At 63.9% G+C, this 12,891-nt stretch carries 12 protein-coding genes; 7 read left to right on the top strand and 5 right to left on the bottom strand.

What is annotated here, in order from left to right; translation table 11 throughout:
- Window positions 1–31: 31 nt before the first annotated feature.
- Window positions 32–1,525, bottom strand: coding sequence for an amidohydrolase family protein (locus ACPJXG_RS20025; protein WP_425252106.1), 1,494 nt, complete (start codon window positions 1,523–1,525; stop codon window positions 32–34).
- Between the two features lie 216 nt (window positions 1,526–1,741).
- Between ACPJXG_RS20025 and ACPJXG_RS20020 the strand changes: the two genes are divergently transcribed.
- From ACPJXG_RS20020 to ACPJXG_RS20005, 4 genes are all read left to right on the top strand, one after another.
- Window positions 1,742–2,122: a hypothetical protein gene (locus ACPJXG_RS20020; RefSeq protein ID WP_425252105.1), complete on the top strand. Its 381-nt coding sequence runs from the start codon at window positions 1,742–1,744 to the stop codon at window positions 2,120–2,122.
- A gap of 108 nt (window positions 2,123–2,230) precedes the next feature.
- Window positions 2,231–4,066: a lipid A export permease/ATP-binding protein MsbA gene (gene msbA / locus ACPJXG_RS20015; RefSeq protein WP_425252104.1), complete on the top strand. Its 1,836-nt coding sequence runs from the start codon at window positions 2,231–2,233 to the stop codon at window positions 4,064–4,066.
- Window positions 4,067–4,209: 143 nt separating this feature from the next.
- Entirely contained in the window at window positions 4,210–5,337 is a 1,128-nt protein-coding gene (locus ACPJXG_RS20010; protein ID WP_425252103.1) for a toxin-antitoxin system YwqK family antitoxin, read from the top strand.
- 79 nt (window positions 5,338–5,416) lie between these two features.
- Window positions 5,417–5,911: a MarR family winged helix-turn-helix transcriptional regulator gene (locus ACPJXG_RS20005; RefSeq protein ID WP_425252102.1), complete on the top strand. Its 495-nt coding sequence runs from the start codon at window positions 5,417–5,419 to the stop codon at window positions 5,909–5,911.
- Here ACPJXG_RS20005 and ACPJXG_RS20000 read toward each other — a convergent pair.
- Together ACPJXG_RS20000 and nhaR are read right to left on the bottom strand one after the other, a co-directional pair.
- Window positions 5,901–7,235, bottom strand: a complete 1,335-nt coding sequence (locus tag ACPJXG_RS20000) for a chloride channel protein (RefSeq protein WP_425252101.1) — start codon at window positions 7,233–7,235, stop codon at window positions 5,901–5,903. The genes ACPJXG_RS20005 and ACPJXG_RS20000 overlap by 11 nt on opposite strands.
- A gap of 100 nt (window positions 7,236–7,335) precedes the next feature.
- Complete coding sequence (gene nhaR / locus ACPJXG_RS19995; RefSeq protein ID WP_035826183.1) at window positions 7,336–8,235, bottom strand: transcriptional activator NhaR; 900 nt, start codon at window positions 8,233–8,235, stop codon at window positions 7,336–7,338.
- Between the two features lie 159 nt (window positions 8,236–8,394).
- Here nhaR and ACPJXG_RS19990 point away from each other — a divergent pair, with 159 nt between their 5' ends.
- Together ACPJXG_RS19990 and ACPJXG_RS19985 are read left to right on the top strand one after the other, a co-directional pair.
- Window positions 8,395–9,357 (top strand): TerC family protein, encoded by a 963-nt coding sequence (locus tag ACPJXG_RS19990; protein WP_307789165.1) that lies wholly within the window; start codon window positions 8,395–8,397, stop codon window positions 9,355–9,357.
- A gap of 71 nt (window positions 9,358–9,428) precedes the next feature.
- Window positions 9,429–9,830 (top strand): TerB family tellurite resistance protein, encoded by a 402-nt coding sequence (locus ACPJXG_RS19985; protein WP_225243610.1) that lies wholly within the window; start codon window positions 9,429–9,431, stop codon window positions 9,828–9,830.
- A 6-nt stretch (window positions 9,831–9,836) separates the two neighbouring features.
- Here the strand turns inward: ACPJXG_RS19985 and ACPJXG_RS19980 are convergent, their stop codons facing one another.
- Both ACPJXG_RS19980 and ACPJXG_RS19975 read right to left on the bottom strand, forming a co-directional pair.
- Window positions 9,837–10,190 (bottom strand): YnfA family protein, encoded by a 354-nt coding sequence (locus tag ACPJXG_RS19980; protein ID WP_425252100.1) that lies wholly within the window; start codon window positions 10,188–10,190, stop codon window positions 9,837–9,839.
- On the bottom strand, window positions 10,187–11,428 hold the full coding sequence (locus ACPJXG_RS19975; RefSeq protein ID WP_425252099.1) for a sugar diacid recognition domain-containing protein: 1,242 nt from the start codon (window positions 11,426–11,428) through the stop codon (window positions 10,187–10,189). Before ACPJXG_RS19975 ends, ACPJXG_RS19980 begins: the two co-directional genes overlap by 4 nt.
- 114 nt (window positions 11,429–11,542) lie before the next feature.
- Here ACPJXG_RS19975 and ACPJXG_RS19970 point away from each other — a divergent pair, with 114 nt between their 5' ends.
- A complete protein-coding gene (locus ACPJXG_RS19970) occupies window positions 11,543–12,874 on the top strand; it encodes an MFS transporter (protein ID WP_176388601.1) in 1,332 nt (443 codons plus the stop codon).
- The last annotated feature ends 17 nt before the right edge of the window (window positions 12,875–12,891 follow it).

Raw genomic sequence — 12,891 nt, 5'->3', positions numbered from 1 at the left:
CAAGCCACCGCCGTTGCCAACGCGCCCGCCTTCAGCTTGCCAGTGGCGCGCTCAATTTGTCCTTGTAGATGCGCCCGTTCTTCATGATCAGCAGCAGATTTTCTTCAGGCTGGGCCAGGAAATCGAGATTCTTCGTGGGGTCGCCATCGGCCACCAGCAGATCGGCAAACGCGCCCACGGCCAGCTTGCCCAAGGTACCCGGATAGGGCGAACGCTGGCCGGACAGTGCCAGCAGTTCGCCATTTTGCCCCGTCGCTTGCGCCAGCAAGGTCAGTGGATCGTAAAAGCGCGTGAGCTTGGCCAGCTGGCGGCCCTGGGTAGGCGTGTTTTTAGGGCTGAACAGGATGTCCGTGCCCCACCCCGTCCTGATGCCGTACTTTTGCGCCAGCGCATACGCTTTCACGGTGCCTTCCGAGACAATGGCCTGGCTGGCCTTGCGCGCCGCATCGGGGTAGACATTCGCATCCGCATCCATCAGAAAAGGCTGCAGGCTCCACCACGTGCCCGTGTCGCGCATCAGGCGCACGGCATCGTCGTCCGCCAGCTGGCCATGCTCGATGCTGCGCACGCCTGCGCGGATGGCTCGCTGTATGCCTTTCGGCGTGTAGACGTGGGTCATCACATACGTGCCCCAGTCGGCGGCCGCTTCCACGCCGGCGCGCAGTTCGCGTTCCGAATATTGCGTGCTGTCGAGCGGGTCGTACATCGACGCGACGCCGCCACCGGCCATCATCTTGATTTGCGTCGCGCCCAGCATCAATTGCTCGCGCACGCGGCGCAGCACTTCCGCCTCGCCATCGGCGATCATGGCCATGCCTGCCGTTTCCGCCATGCCCAGCGGTGCATCGGCCGCGCGGGGAATCTCCGAGCGCAAGCGGAAGTCGCCATGGCCCGAGGTTTGCGAAATCATGGCGCCCGAGGGGAAGATGCGCGGACCGTCGACGATGCCTTCATCGATGGCGCGTTTTAATGCAAAGGAGGGGCCGCCCGTGTCGCGCACGGACGTAAATCCCCGCAGCAGGGTGCGCTGCGCTTCCTGCGCCGCCACAAGATACAGATAGCCGACGTCGGACGTCATGGCCGTCACCTGGTTGATGGCGGCCAGCATGGTGTGCCAGTGGGCGTCGATCAGGCCCGGCATCACCAGCTTGCCCTGGCAATCGATCACTTGCGCGCCTTCCACCTTCTCGCCGGCCGGCAGCAGGGCGGTAATGGTCGGGCCCGTCACCAGCACGTGGATGCCGGAGCGGGGCGCTTTGCCCGTGCCGTCGAACAGGCGCAGATTGGTCAGCAGCAATGGCCGCTGGGATGTTTGCGGCTGCTGGGCGATGGCGCTGCTGGTGGACAGCCCGATGAAGGGCGCCAGCATGGCGGCCGCGCCACCGAGAAACTGCCGGCGCCGCATGTCCGCCATCACCCGCTGGTGCAGGATGGTGAAGACCGTGCCGCCGCAATCGCAGGCGCGCGGCTTCAAGCCGCCCGTTTGCCACGTATCCATCAGATGCTGCTCTTGTGCCAGGGCCATCGCCGCCATCCTTTCATCGCTGCCGCGCCAGCATAGTGGCTGCAGGAAAAGTTAATAATTGGAAACTATTGCCATAGTTGGCCCGCAGCGGCGGCAAGTCAAGCGTACACTTGCTTTACGAAAACAAATATAGAATGCCGGCGTTAAACGTCTTATCGAGAGTAATATCGAGGCGTATATTGCAAGTAATATCGAATTCACTTTAAGGGGCTGGACATGATGCGTACACACTATAAGAATATCGTCGCCACCTTGGCATTGGCTGCCTGCAGCGCTTCCGCTTCCGCCGTCGGTCTGGGTTTCCTGGCCGATACGCCGATGGCTTACCTGAACAAGAACGACACGCCCGTCTTCGTCAAGGCCGTCACCGACGTGCTCAATGACAAGAAGGATGGCGAAGCCGTGCAATGGAGCAATGAAGGCTTGCGTAATTCCGTGCGCATCGCTGCCGGCATCACGGCCAGCGATACGCAAAAGACGGATGCGCAAACCTGCCGCAAGGTGCAGGTGGACTTGAGCGCCAAGGGCCAGGAGCAGACGCTCAAACTGAAGGTCTGCAAGGCCGGCACGGCCGCCTGGAAAGTGGCGAAGAGCTGATCGTCCGTGCAGTTCCCTTGCCGGTTCAGCGCCGGCAAGGTGCGACTTTATCATAAGTAAGTGTTGCAGCGGTTAGAATCACGCTTTACCCTCACTTTTCTCACCTGCATGCAGCAAAGTCGCCTCCTGTTCTTCCGCCTGGCCGGCCAGTTTCGCCGCTATGGCGCCATCGTTGCCGCCACCTTGCTGGCCGTGGGCGTGGCGTCCGCCACCGATGTGTTGTTAATCCGTCAGTTGCAAAACGTCGTCGACGCCATGCGCGCGACGGCCAGCACGCAGGTGGCGCCCGCGTCCGGCGTGATGGGCATGTTGCAGGGCTGGGTCGACCGTTTCTTGCCGGCACAGGCGGGGCAGGTGGACTTGTGGGTGATTCCCGCCACCATCCTGGGCCTGGCCGTGCTGCGCATGGTGTCGAGCTTTGCCGGCGATTATGGTTCCGTCTGGCTATCGAGCCGGGTGCAGGCCGATTTGCGCGAAAAGATGTTCGCCACCATCATGCGCCTGCCCAGCCGCTTTTTCGATACCACCACCACCAGTTTGACGCAGTCGCGCGTGGCCTTCGACGCCAGCCAGGTGTCGCAGGCGGGCTTGAACGTGCTCAACGTGATGGTGCGCGATTCCGTCGCCACCATCGGTTATTTGATCCTGCTGTTCAGCATCGACGTGAAACTGGCCCTGTTCTGCATGGCGTCGATGCCCATCGTGGCCATCGTCGTGACCCTGGCGGGACGCCGCATGCGCCACCTGAGCAAGAGTTCGCAGCAAGCCGTGGGTGAACTAACGTCCGTGCTCGACGAAAGCATCGGCGGCCAGCGCGTCGTGAAAATCTTCGGCGGCCAGGATTATGAACAGGCGCGCTTCGTCGACGTGGTCAAGCGCAACCGCCAGCTGGCCGTCAAGCATGCTGCCACCTCGGCCATGAATTCCGGCTTCATCATGATGCTTGTCGGCATCACCCTCTCGTCCGTGATCTATTTCGCCATGCTGCGCGCGCAAAGCGGCGCCATCACGCCGGGCGCCTTCGTCGCCTTCATGGGCGCGCTGATGGCGATGCAGTCGCCGATCAAGAATCTGACGAAGATCAATGAACCGCTGCAGCGTGGCCTGGCGGCGGCCGAGTCCGTCTTCGGCCTGATCGACACGCCGCTGGAACCGGACCCGGGCACCATCGCGCCCGTCACGGTGCAGGGCAATCTGTCCTTGCAGAACGTGCACTTCCGCTACAACAGCGATGATCCCGATGCGCCCACGGCCTTGAGCGATATCACGCTCGATATCCGCGCCGGCGAAACGGTGGCCCTGGTGGGCGGCTCCGGCGGCGGCAAGACAACCTTGCTGGGCCTGCTGCCACGCTTCTATGACGTCAGCGGCGGCCAGATCCTGCTCGACGGCGTCGACCTGCGCGACTACGCGCTGCTGGCCTTGCGGCGCCAGTTCGCCCTCGTCAGCCAGGATGTGATCCTGTTCAACGACACGATGGCGGCAAATATCGCGTATGGCGACCCGGCCCCGGACCAGGCCCGCATCGAAGCATCGGCGCGCGCCGCCTACGCCCACGACTTCATCATGCAGCTGCCGCAAGGTTACGAGACCCAGGCGGGGCAGAATGGTTCGCGCCTGTCGGGCGGACAACGCCAGCGCCTGGCGATTGCCCGCGCCCTGTACGAGGACGCGCCGATTTTGCTGCTGGACGAAGCCACCAGCGCGCTGGACACGGAGTCGGAGCGCTCCGTGCAGGCGGCACTGGAAGTGCTGATGCGCAACCGCACCACCATCGTCATTGCCCACCGCCTGTCGACCATCGAAAGCGCCGACCGCATCGTCGTCATGCAGGGCGGCCGCCTGGTGGAAGCGGGCAGCCACACGGACTTGCTGCGGCAGGGCGGCGCGTATGCGCGCCTGCATGCGAGCCAACTATCTCCCGTCAAGGATGGCTTGGGCTGAAACTGCGCACGCGCACCCGCCAGGCCGGAGCCGGACCAGCAGGTTCGTCCCGGCCTTTTTTCATGGGGCGGCAATCGTGCCCATGGCGAACGGCGCTTGCCTTTATGATGGTGGCCGCAAAGCAATATGATCAATGGAGCAACATGAAGAATCAACAGACGATGCGCTGGCTGCTGGCCGCCGCGCTGGGCATGGGTGCAGCCCTGCCACTGGCGGCACAGGAGCAGTCCGCGGCGCCAAAACCAACGCCCACACTACAGGAGGAAGACCAGGCCATGTATCTGGATGAAAATTTCATGCCCAGCAACCAGCGCCGCGCCGTGTATGCGCTGCGCACGCCGCCCGTACGCGACGAGGCGCTGGGCGCCTGGCACGTGCGGCTGGAATTTCCCGACACGCCGGGCGTGCTGGCCTTTGAAACCTACACCACGGACCTGGACCTGAGCCAGGTCAGGTTCGTGCGTTTCCGCAAGTATTACTACGAGAATGGCCAGTTGCTGCGCGAAACCTACTTCAATGCCCAGGGCGAGGAGTTGCTCGGCGGCTGCGTGTACTTTGAAAACGGCCAGGTCAAGCAAAAGGTGACGGCCTTGCCGAACGGGCGCGACAGCATCTCGGAAACGTATCACGAGAATGGCCAGCTGATGAGCCGCACCTTGTATCACGGCGACGAGATGGCCGATGGCGAGCATGTGTCGTATGCCGCGAATGGGGCCGTCAGCAGCCGCTCGTATCAACGCAATGGCCAGATGGAGGGCGTGCAGGAATCGTTTTATGCCGATGGCAAGCTGTTCCAACGGGGACAGTTCGTCGATGGCAAGCGCGAGGGCGAGTTTGTCACGTATGCCGAGGACGGCAGTGTGCTGGCCAGGACCGTGTGGGTGCACGGCAAGCCCGATGGCTGGTCGTTTGAAAGCCATGGCAATGGCGTCATGTCGAACAAAACGCTGTACCAGAAAGGTGTCGTGCTCAGCTTGCAAACGTGGGCGCCGAGTGGCCGGCCCGTGTTTGCGTGGCAGAAAGACGCGCAGGGGCGCGACCATGGCGATACGACGGACTGGCATGCCAACGGCGTGCGCGCCAGCGTGACGCCATTCGTCGAAGGCCAGCGCCACGGCTTGCTGCAAACCTGGTACAGCGATGGCAGCCTGCGGCAGATCGTGCCATACGAGCACGGCAAGAAGCACGGCATCGAGCGCCAGTGGGACCAGGCCGGCAAGCAGGTGCTGGAGCAGGCATGGCGTGACGGTCAGCCCGTAACAGGCAGTTAGTTCCGCGCCGCCATTGCAGGTATCATGCAGGGATTCCGGCCCGCCAGCAGGCGTGAAGCCGGTGGGATAACTGGAGGCAATGGTGGTGGAAGCGGAAGTTTCGGCGTTGGCCAGGGCGCAAGGCATGGCCTTGCAAAACATGCGCGTCGTCATGCGCGCGGCGCAGCGCCACTCGGCGCAGATCGAGAAACAATGCGGCGTGTCGGGCGCGCAATTGTGGGTGATGCAGGAATTGCTGGAGCGGCCGGGCCTGCGCATGGGCGAGCTGGCCAGCAAGATGTCGATCCACCAGACGACGGCCAGCAACCTGGTCGAGGCGCTGGTCAAGAAAGCCTATGTGCGCAAGGCGCGCGACCAGCCCGACCAGCGCGTGGTCACGCTCACCCTGACGGCGGAGGGGCAGGCCGTGATCACCGGCGCGCCACAGCCGGCGCGCGGCTTGCTGCCCAGTGCGCTGGCTCAGCTGGACCCCGACAGCCTGGCGCACCTGAACCAGGGCTTGAGCGCCTTGCTGGCCGTCGTCGCTCCCGATGACAGGCAGGCGGGCATGCAACCATTTCCGTTTACGATGTAGTTTCCCGGCTGGCCTGCGGCAGCCGCTGCAACTGCAGCTGCGCCAGCGCCCCATACAGCGGTTCGCTCAGTACGCGCGAAACCGTGCTGGCGACGACGGCGCAGGCCATCAGGCTCAGCACCATGCCGTGGCCATCGACCATTTCCATGACAATAATAAAAGCCGTCAGTGGCGCTTGCGTGGCGGCGGCCAGGAAACCCACCATGCCCAGCGCGATCAGGGCCGGCGCGTGCGGGTAGTGCAGCAGCACGGCGATATCGTGGCCGATGCCGGCGCCGATGGCCAGCGACGGTGCGAAAATGCCGGCCGGCACGCCTGACCAGACGGTCAGCCACGTGGCCACATATTTGAAGGCGACAAAAGCGGGCGCCACGTCGGACGAGCCTTCCAGCATGGCGCGCGTGGCCACGGTGCCGCTGCCGAACGTGGCGCCGTGGCTGGCGATGCCGATGGCCGCCACCAGCACACCGCAGACGGCGGCGAACAGCACGGGCCGGCCCTTTCTCCACGCGGACAATTTTCCCAGCGGATTGCCCCGGGCGGACGCCAGCAGCAGCCGGGCAAACAGGCCGCCCGCCACGCCCGCGACCAGGGTGACGACTAAACCCGGCAAGGCCAGCGCCAGGCCGATGGGGCCAGGGTGGATGATGCCGAAGTGGGTGGCGTTGCCGTGGATGGACACGGCCATCATGCCGGCCAGCACGATGCCGGCCACGATGAGGCCGCTGTTGCGCTGCTCGGGCGAGCGAGATAGTTCCTCGATGGCAAACATGACGCCGGCCAGCGGCGTGTTGAAGGCGGCCGCGATGCCGGCCGCACCACCGGCCACCAGCAGGGAATGGGCGCTCACCTGCGAGTGACGGGGGAGCCAGCGGCGCGCGGCCAGCATCACGCCGGCGGCGATTTGCACGGACGGGCCTTCGCGCCCCAGCGACAATCCCCCTAGCAAGCCGCCCGCCGTCAGGACGATTTTCGCGGCACTGAGTTTCAACGAGACAAATAGCGAGCGCTGCTCGGGCGCCACGGCCGGATCCAGTGTCGCCATCACTTGCGGGATGCCGGAACCGGCCGCGCCCATCGCATAGCGGCGCGTCAGCCAGACCAGCAGGGCGGCGCAGGCCGGTGTCCACAGCAGGGCGAACCACCAGGCTTTGCCGTTAAAAAACAGAAACAGGTCCAGCGCTTCCTCCGCCAGCCACGTAAAGCCGACGACGACGAGCCCTGCGATGGCGGCCATGCCGACGACGACGGCGCGCGACCACCACATGCGCGGGTTGGCAAATTCATGCTTGAAGGCAGAGGGAATATCGTGCAAGTGCTTCATTGCGGCAAGTCCAGGAAGGGGCGCGCAGGGCGTCGGGGAGACTTGCCATTATATAGATGTATTTGCTCGAATGTATTTATGGCTTGCAGTTTTGCAGCTGTTACACAAACAGCTCATGCCGCGCGCTCTGGCTGATGGCGATGGTGGCCGGGTGGCTCAAACGCCGTTCCGTGGTGATCGCATACACCTGCTCGACGAGGCTGTCGACCCGGCCCAGCGCCACGACGGCGTATTGCTCGCACACCTGGGGCGCGATGACGGTGGGGGCAAAGAACAGGCCGGCGCCGGACTGGCCGAAGGCTTTCATCATGGCGCTGTCGTCGAACTCGCCGACGATGCGTGGGTGCAGATTGTTGTCGCCCAGCCATTGCAGCAAGCGCCCGTAAATGGCGAAGTCTTCGCCGGGCAGCAGCAGCGGCGCCCCATCGAGGCACTGCGGAAAGTCCCCCGTCAGGGTGGCGGCCAGCGCTTGTGTGCCGAACAGGGTCATGCCGCTTTCGCCCAGCAAATGGTTAAAGCCGCGCACGCTCAAGTGGGCCGGCATGGGGCGGTCCGCCATGATCAGGTCGAGCCGGTGCACGGCCAGGTCCGCCAGCAGGCTGGCCAGCCTGCCTTCGCGGCAAATGATGCGCAGCGGCTCGGCCAGTCCCAGCGCCGGCGCGACGAGGCGGCAAGCGATCAGTTTCGATACGGAATCGGCGCAGCCCACGCGAAACGTCGTCGTCGTGGTGCGTGACTGGTCGCGCACGATTTCCAGCAATTCATCGCCCGTGCTGAAAATGCTTTCGGCATGGCTGAGGATGCGCCGCCCCGTGTCCGTCAATTCCAGCTGGCGCCCGCTGCGGCGGAACAGTTCCACGCCCAGGGTGTCGGCAAACTCGCTGAGCTGCCCGGAAATCGATTGCGGCGTCAGGTGCAGCTGCTCGGCCGCGCGCGCGATGCTGCCCGTCTTGGCCACCATCCAGAAATAGCGCAAGTGTTTGAAGTTGAGTGTCGACATGGGCTTTCCCGGCAGGTTGGAGCATCGAATTTTTCGATGTATTCTTAAATTATATTCGATTTGTTCGATGTTTATATTCGGACTATGATGGCTGCTCAATTCATGCAAGGAGAGTGCCATGGACTTCAGGATACAAACAGACAGTTGCGGAGGCCGCCGATGAACGGCCTGGAAAGTATTGCTACGGCGCCCATGTGGGCCGGCTTCATCGCCTTTGTTCTGGTGATGCTGGCGCTGGACTTGTTCGTCTTCGGCGGCAACAAGGCGCACAAGGTCAGCGTCAAGGAAGCGGCCACGTGGTCGCTCGTGTGGGTCAGCCTGGCCCTGCTGTTCAACGGCGGCCTGTGGTGGTATCTGAACGGCACGGCCGGTCCCGAGATCGCCAACCAGAAGGCGCTGGAGTTTTTCTCCGGCTACCTGATCGAGAAAGCCCTGTCGGTCGATAACGTGTTCGTCTTCCTGCTGATCTTCAGCGCCTTCCAGGTGCCGATCCAGTACCAGCGCCGCGTGTTGATCTATGGCGTGCTGGGCGCGATCGTCATGCGCGCCGTGATGATCATGGCCGGTGCGTGGGTGGTGAGCGAGTTCAGCTGGGTGCTGTACCTGTTCGGCGCCTTCCTGTTGATTACCGGCATGCGCATGCTGGTGGCGGCCGATGCGGAGCCGGACGTGGCGAACAACCCGGTGCTGCGTTTTGCCCGCCGCCACTTGCGGGTGGCCGATGGCGACCACGGCGAGCGTTTCTTCGTGGCAAAGGGCGGCTTGCGCTATGTCACGCCGCTGTTCCTGGTGCTGATCCTGATCGAGGTGACGGATCTGGTGTTTGCGGTCGATTCGATCCCGGCGATTTTCGCCATCACGACGGACCCGTTCATCGTCTTCACGTCGAACCTGTTCGCCATCATGGGATTGCGCGCCCTGTACTTCCTGCTGGTGGACGTGGCTGACCGTTTCCACATGCTCAAGTATGGCCTGGCCATGGTGCTGGTGTTCATCGGCGCCAAGATGCTGATCATGCCGTGGTATCACGTGCCCGTCGAAGCCTCGTTGCTGGTGGTGGCGGTCCTGATCGTGGCTAGTTGCGTGGCGAGCGTGTTCATCACCCGCAGCGACAAAAAGTAATACGGCAGTACGGCGCGCCCCGCCTGGCGGTGGCGCGCCTTTTAATTGACTAATAGAAAGAGTAGAAAATCATGCGTACGTATGAAGTAAATAGTCCCCAGGCAGCGGGACGTATCCTGGCCCTGATGATGGTGGTCGATGGCAACCTGGCCAGCGCCGAGCTGCAAGCGATGCACCGCAGCAAGATCCTCGAACATATCGACCTGGAACCAGCTGCCTTCCAGCAACTGCTGCAAGACTTGTGCGACGACATGCTGACCTCGACCGTGCATGGCGCCGTGCAGCTGGCCAATGGCGTGATCGACAGCCTGCTCGACGAAATCGCCGACCCGGACTTGCGCCGCAAGCTGCTGCAAGCCATGTGGAAAATCGCCGACGCGGACGACTGGCTGGCCGATGGCGAAGCCGTGTTGCTGGCCCGCGCCGGCGCGGCGTGGTCGGCGGAAACGAATTTCCGCGCGCATGCCGCCTGATGCACGTCAAGCCGTCTTGTGTCCCATGGCAATGATGGCGGCGCCGGCCAGGGCCAGGCCCACGCCGGCGATGTCGGTCCAGGCCGGCGTGACACCGTCCACCAGCCACAGCCATCCCAGCGCCGTGGCGATATAGATGGCGCCATACGTGGCATACACGCGGCCGCTGGCGGCAGGATGCAAGGTCAGCAGCCACACGAAGACCAGCAAGCTGATGGCGGCCGGCAACAGCAGCCAGGCGCTGCCCTTGTTGCTCAGCCATAGCATGGGCAGGTAGCAGCCCAGCAGTTCGGCCACGGCCGTGACGGTAAACAGCCCGAAGGTGCGGGCCAGTCCTGTCCATTCAATGGCGTCGTTCATTGCATTCCTGTTTTTTCAGTCGAGCCGCCATTGTAGACGGGAGAGCCTTCATTGAGCTGCAGGGCAACATACAGCAGCAAACGGTCATCCGTCTCATCCAGGTCCAGTCCCGTCAGTTCGGCGATCTTTTGCAGCCGGTAATCGAGCGTGTTGCGGTGGATGTGCAGGGCTCTGGCCGTGGCCATCGGGTGGCTGTGGTGGCGGAACCAGGCGGCCAGGGTGCGCATCAGGGTGCCCGACTTGCGGTCGTGCGCCTGCAGGCGCGCCAGGGTCTGGCGCAATTGCTCCGCCTGCCAACCGGCTTGCAGGCCGGACAGCAGCACGGGCAGGCTCAGTTCCAGATAGGAAAAAGTAGCTTGCCCGGCATCGCGGGCGCGCCCCACGCGCGCCGTCTGCTTCGCCGATTCATACGAGGCCGTCGCGCCATCGAGGCCCGGCAAGGCCACGCCCATAGACAAGGTGGCGGGCGGCGTGAGCGCCTGCTGCGCCACATGGTGCAGTTCGAGCAGGCGCTGCCTGGCTTGCGCCGCGCGCGCCTGCTGCGGGCCGCTGGCGGGAAAGGCGTCGAGCAGCACTAGTTCGCCCGGCGAGACGACGGCCATCAGCAGGGACGGCCAGCGGGCCGACAGGTCGGACTGCACTTGCTGCAGTTGCGTCAGCACCTGGTCCAGCCGCTCGCCCGGGCCGTCTCCCGCCGCAGGTATTTCCAGCACGAACATGGCGCGCGGCACGCGCAGATCGACGGCCAGGCGCGCCGCCCACGCCTGCATGCTGGCGTCCGAAATGCCCGTGCGGTAGACGAGCTGGAACACGAATTCCTCGCGGTAGCGCTTTTCGTGCTGCAACTCGCTGACCAGCCGCGCCTGCTCCAGCATCATTTCCGCCATGGCGCGCACCAGTTCGCCGAACTGGCGCACGGCATCGGGCTCGCCCGTCAGGCCCAGCACGCCGCAAATCTCGCCGCGCACCGTCAGGGGCAGGTTGATGCCGGCCCGCGTGCCGGGCAGCCGGGCCATGTCGGCCGCGCCGATTTCCACGCTGGCGCGCCGGGCCAGCGCCAGTTGCGCGCCCGGATGCAGGTCGCCCACGCGCTGCGGGTCGCCGCTGGCCAGGATCACGCCGCGCGCATCGATGACGTTCACGCTGAAGGGAATGATGTGCATGGTGCGCCGCACGATGTCTTGCGCTAGAGGAAGGTCGATGTTCGGCATGGGGTGGTCCGTTTTGTGCATTTGCATGGAATCATCGTATTCGGCACTGAGTTTCTTCATGCATCCGCACGATGACTGTTTCTGCCGTCGATTGTACGATGGGCTGGTCGCATCCCATAAAAAAATAGTCAGGAGACACCCATGACCACCCAACCAGGCGCCAGCCTGTCCACCGGCGCGCCCGCGCAGGACCGCGTGCGCGAAGGCGCCTACCGCAAGGTCACCTTGCATCTGATCCCTTTCATCTTCATCTGCTACCTGTTCAATTACCTGGACCGGGTAAATGTCGGCTTTGCCAAGCTGCAAATGCTCGATGCGCTGCAATGGAGCGAAAGCGTGTACGGCCTGGGCGCCGGCATTTTCTTCATCGGCTACGTGGCCAGCGGCGTGCCCAGCAATTTGTTGCTGCACCGCCTGGGCGCGCGCAAGGTCATCGGCACCCTGATGATTGCCTGGGGCATCGCCTCGGCCTGCCTGATGTTCGTCACCACGCCGGCCGCGTTCTACTCGCTGCGCTTCATCACGGGCGTGTTCGAGGCGGGCTTCTTCCCCGGCATCGTGCTGTACTTTACGAACTGGTATCCCGCTTCGCGCCGGGGCCGCATCATGGGCCTGTTCATGTCGGCCATTCCCATTTCCGGCTTGCTGGGCAGCCCCTTGTCGGGCTGGATGATGCAGTCGTTCGCGGGCCACGGCGGCCTGGCCGGCTGGCAATGGATGTTCCTGCTGCAGGGAATACCCACCGTGCTGCTGGGCTTTCTCGTGTATGTGCTGCTCAATGACGGCATCGCCCAGGCGAAGTGGCTCAATGCCGAAGAAAAGCAGCTGCTGCGCGCCGACCTCGACGAGGACGAACGCCAGCGCCGCAACAGCGCGAATACGGCCGACACCTTTGCCAGCGTGCTGCGTAACAAGCACGTATGGATGCTGGGCCTCGTGTATTTCTGCATCCAGATGGGCGTGTATGCGATCAACTTCTGGCTGCCCACCATCGTCAAGTCGCTGGGTTTCGCCAGCCCCGTCGCCGTGGGCTGGATCAGCGCCATTCCTTATCTGTGCGCCAGCATCTTCATGATCTGGGTGGGCCGTTCGGCCGACAAGCACAAGGAACGCCGCTGGCATTTGAGCGGCCCCCTGCTGATGGCGCTGTGCGGCTTGCTGCTGGCCACCCAGGCGCACGGCAACGTGGTCGTCGCCCTGATCGGCCTGTCGCTGGCGACCATGGGCGCGCTGTCCGGCCTGCCCATGTTCTGGCCTTTGCCGACGGCGTTTCTCGGCAGCGCGGCGGCGGCCGGCGGCCTGGCGCTGATCAACTCGCTGGGCCAGGTGGCGGGCTTCGTCAGCCCCTTCCTCGTCGGCTGGATCAAGGATGCGACGGGCGGCACCGACGTGGCCCTGTATATTCTTTCCGCAGTCATGCTGCTGGGCGCCATACTGGTGCTGCGCGTTCCCGCGCGGATTGTGAATCGTTGAGTGAACCGCTGATGCCA

This window comes from Janthinobacterium sp. NFX145 (assembly GCF_049810325.1).
In the GTDB taxonomy this organism is placed as follows: Bacteria; Pseudomonadota; Gammaproteobacteria; order Burkholderiales; family Burkholderiaceae_D; genus Janthinobacterium; species Janthinobacterium rivuli.
Note: the sequence above shows the minus strand (reverse complement) of the source record. Positions and strands in the feature narration are given on the sequence as shown.

Bases quoted from the DNA above. Each gene is read 5' to 3' on its own strand.
- ACPJXG_RS19985 (WP_225243610.1), top strand. From the start codon at position 9,429: ATGCGTACGTATGAAGTAAATAGTCCCCAGGCAGCGGGACGTATCCTG.
- msbA (WP_425252104.1), top strand. From the start codon at position 2,231: ATGCAGCAAAGTCGCCTCCTGTTCTTCCGCCTGGCCGGCCAGTTTCGC.
- ACPJXG_RS19990 (WP_307789165.1), top strand. From the start codon at position 8,395: ATGAACGGCCTGGAAAGTATTGCTACGGCGCCCATGTGGGCCGGCTTC.
- ACPJXG_RS20020 (WP_425252105.1), top strand. From the start codon at position 1,742: ATGATGCGTACACACTATAAGAATATCGTCGCCACCTTGGCATTGGCT.
- nhaR (WP_035826183.1), bottom strand. From the start codon at position 8,235: ATGTCGACACTCAACTTCAAACACTTGCGCTATTTCTGGATGGTGGCC.
- ACPJXG_RS20005 (WP_425252102.1), top strand. From the start codon at position 5,417: ATGGTGGTGGAAGCGGAAGTTTCGGCGTTGGCCAGGGCGCAAGGCATG.
- ACPJXG_RS20010 (WP_425252103.1), top strand. From the start codon at position 4,210: ATGAAGAATCAACAGACGATGCGCTGGCTGCTGGCCGCCGCGCTGGGC.
- ACPJXG_RS20000 (WP_425252101.1), bottom strand. From the start codon at position 7,235: ATGAAGCACTTGCACGATATTCCCTCTGCCTTCAAGCATGAATTTGCC.
- ACPJXG_RS19975 (WP_425252099.1), bottom strand. From the start codon at position 11,428: ATGCAAATGCACAAAACGGACCACCCCATGCCGAACATCGACCTTCCT.
- ACPJXG_RS20025 (WP_425252106.1), bottom strand. From the start codon at position 1,525: ATGGCCCTGGCACAAGAGCAGCATCTGATGGATACGTGGCAAACGGGC.
- ACPJXG_RS19980 (WP_425252100.1), bottom strand. From the start codon at position 10,190: ATGAACGACGCCATTGAATGGACAGGACTGGCCCGCACCTTCGGGCTG.
- ACPJXG_RS19970 (WP_176388601.1), top strand. From the start codon at position 11,543: ATGACCACCCAACCAGGCGCCAGCCTGTCCACCGGCGCGCCCGCGCAG.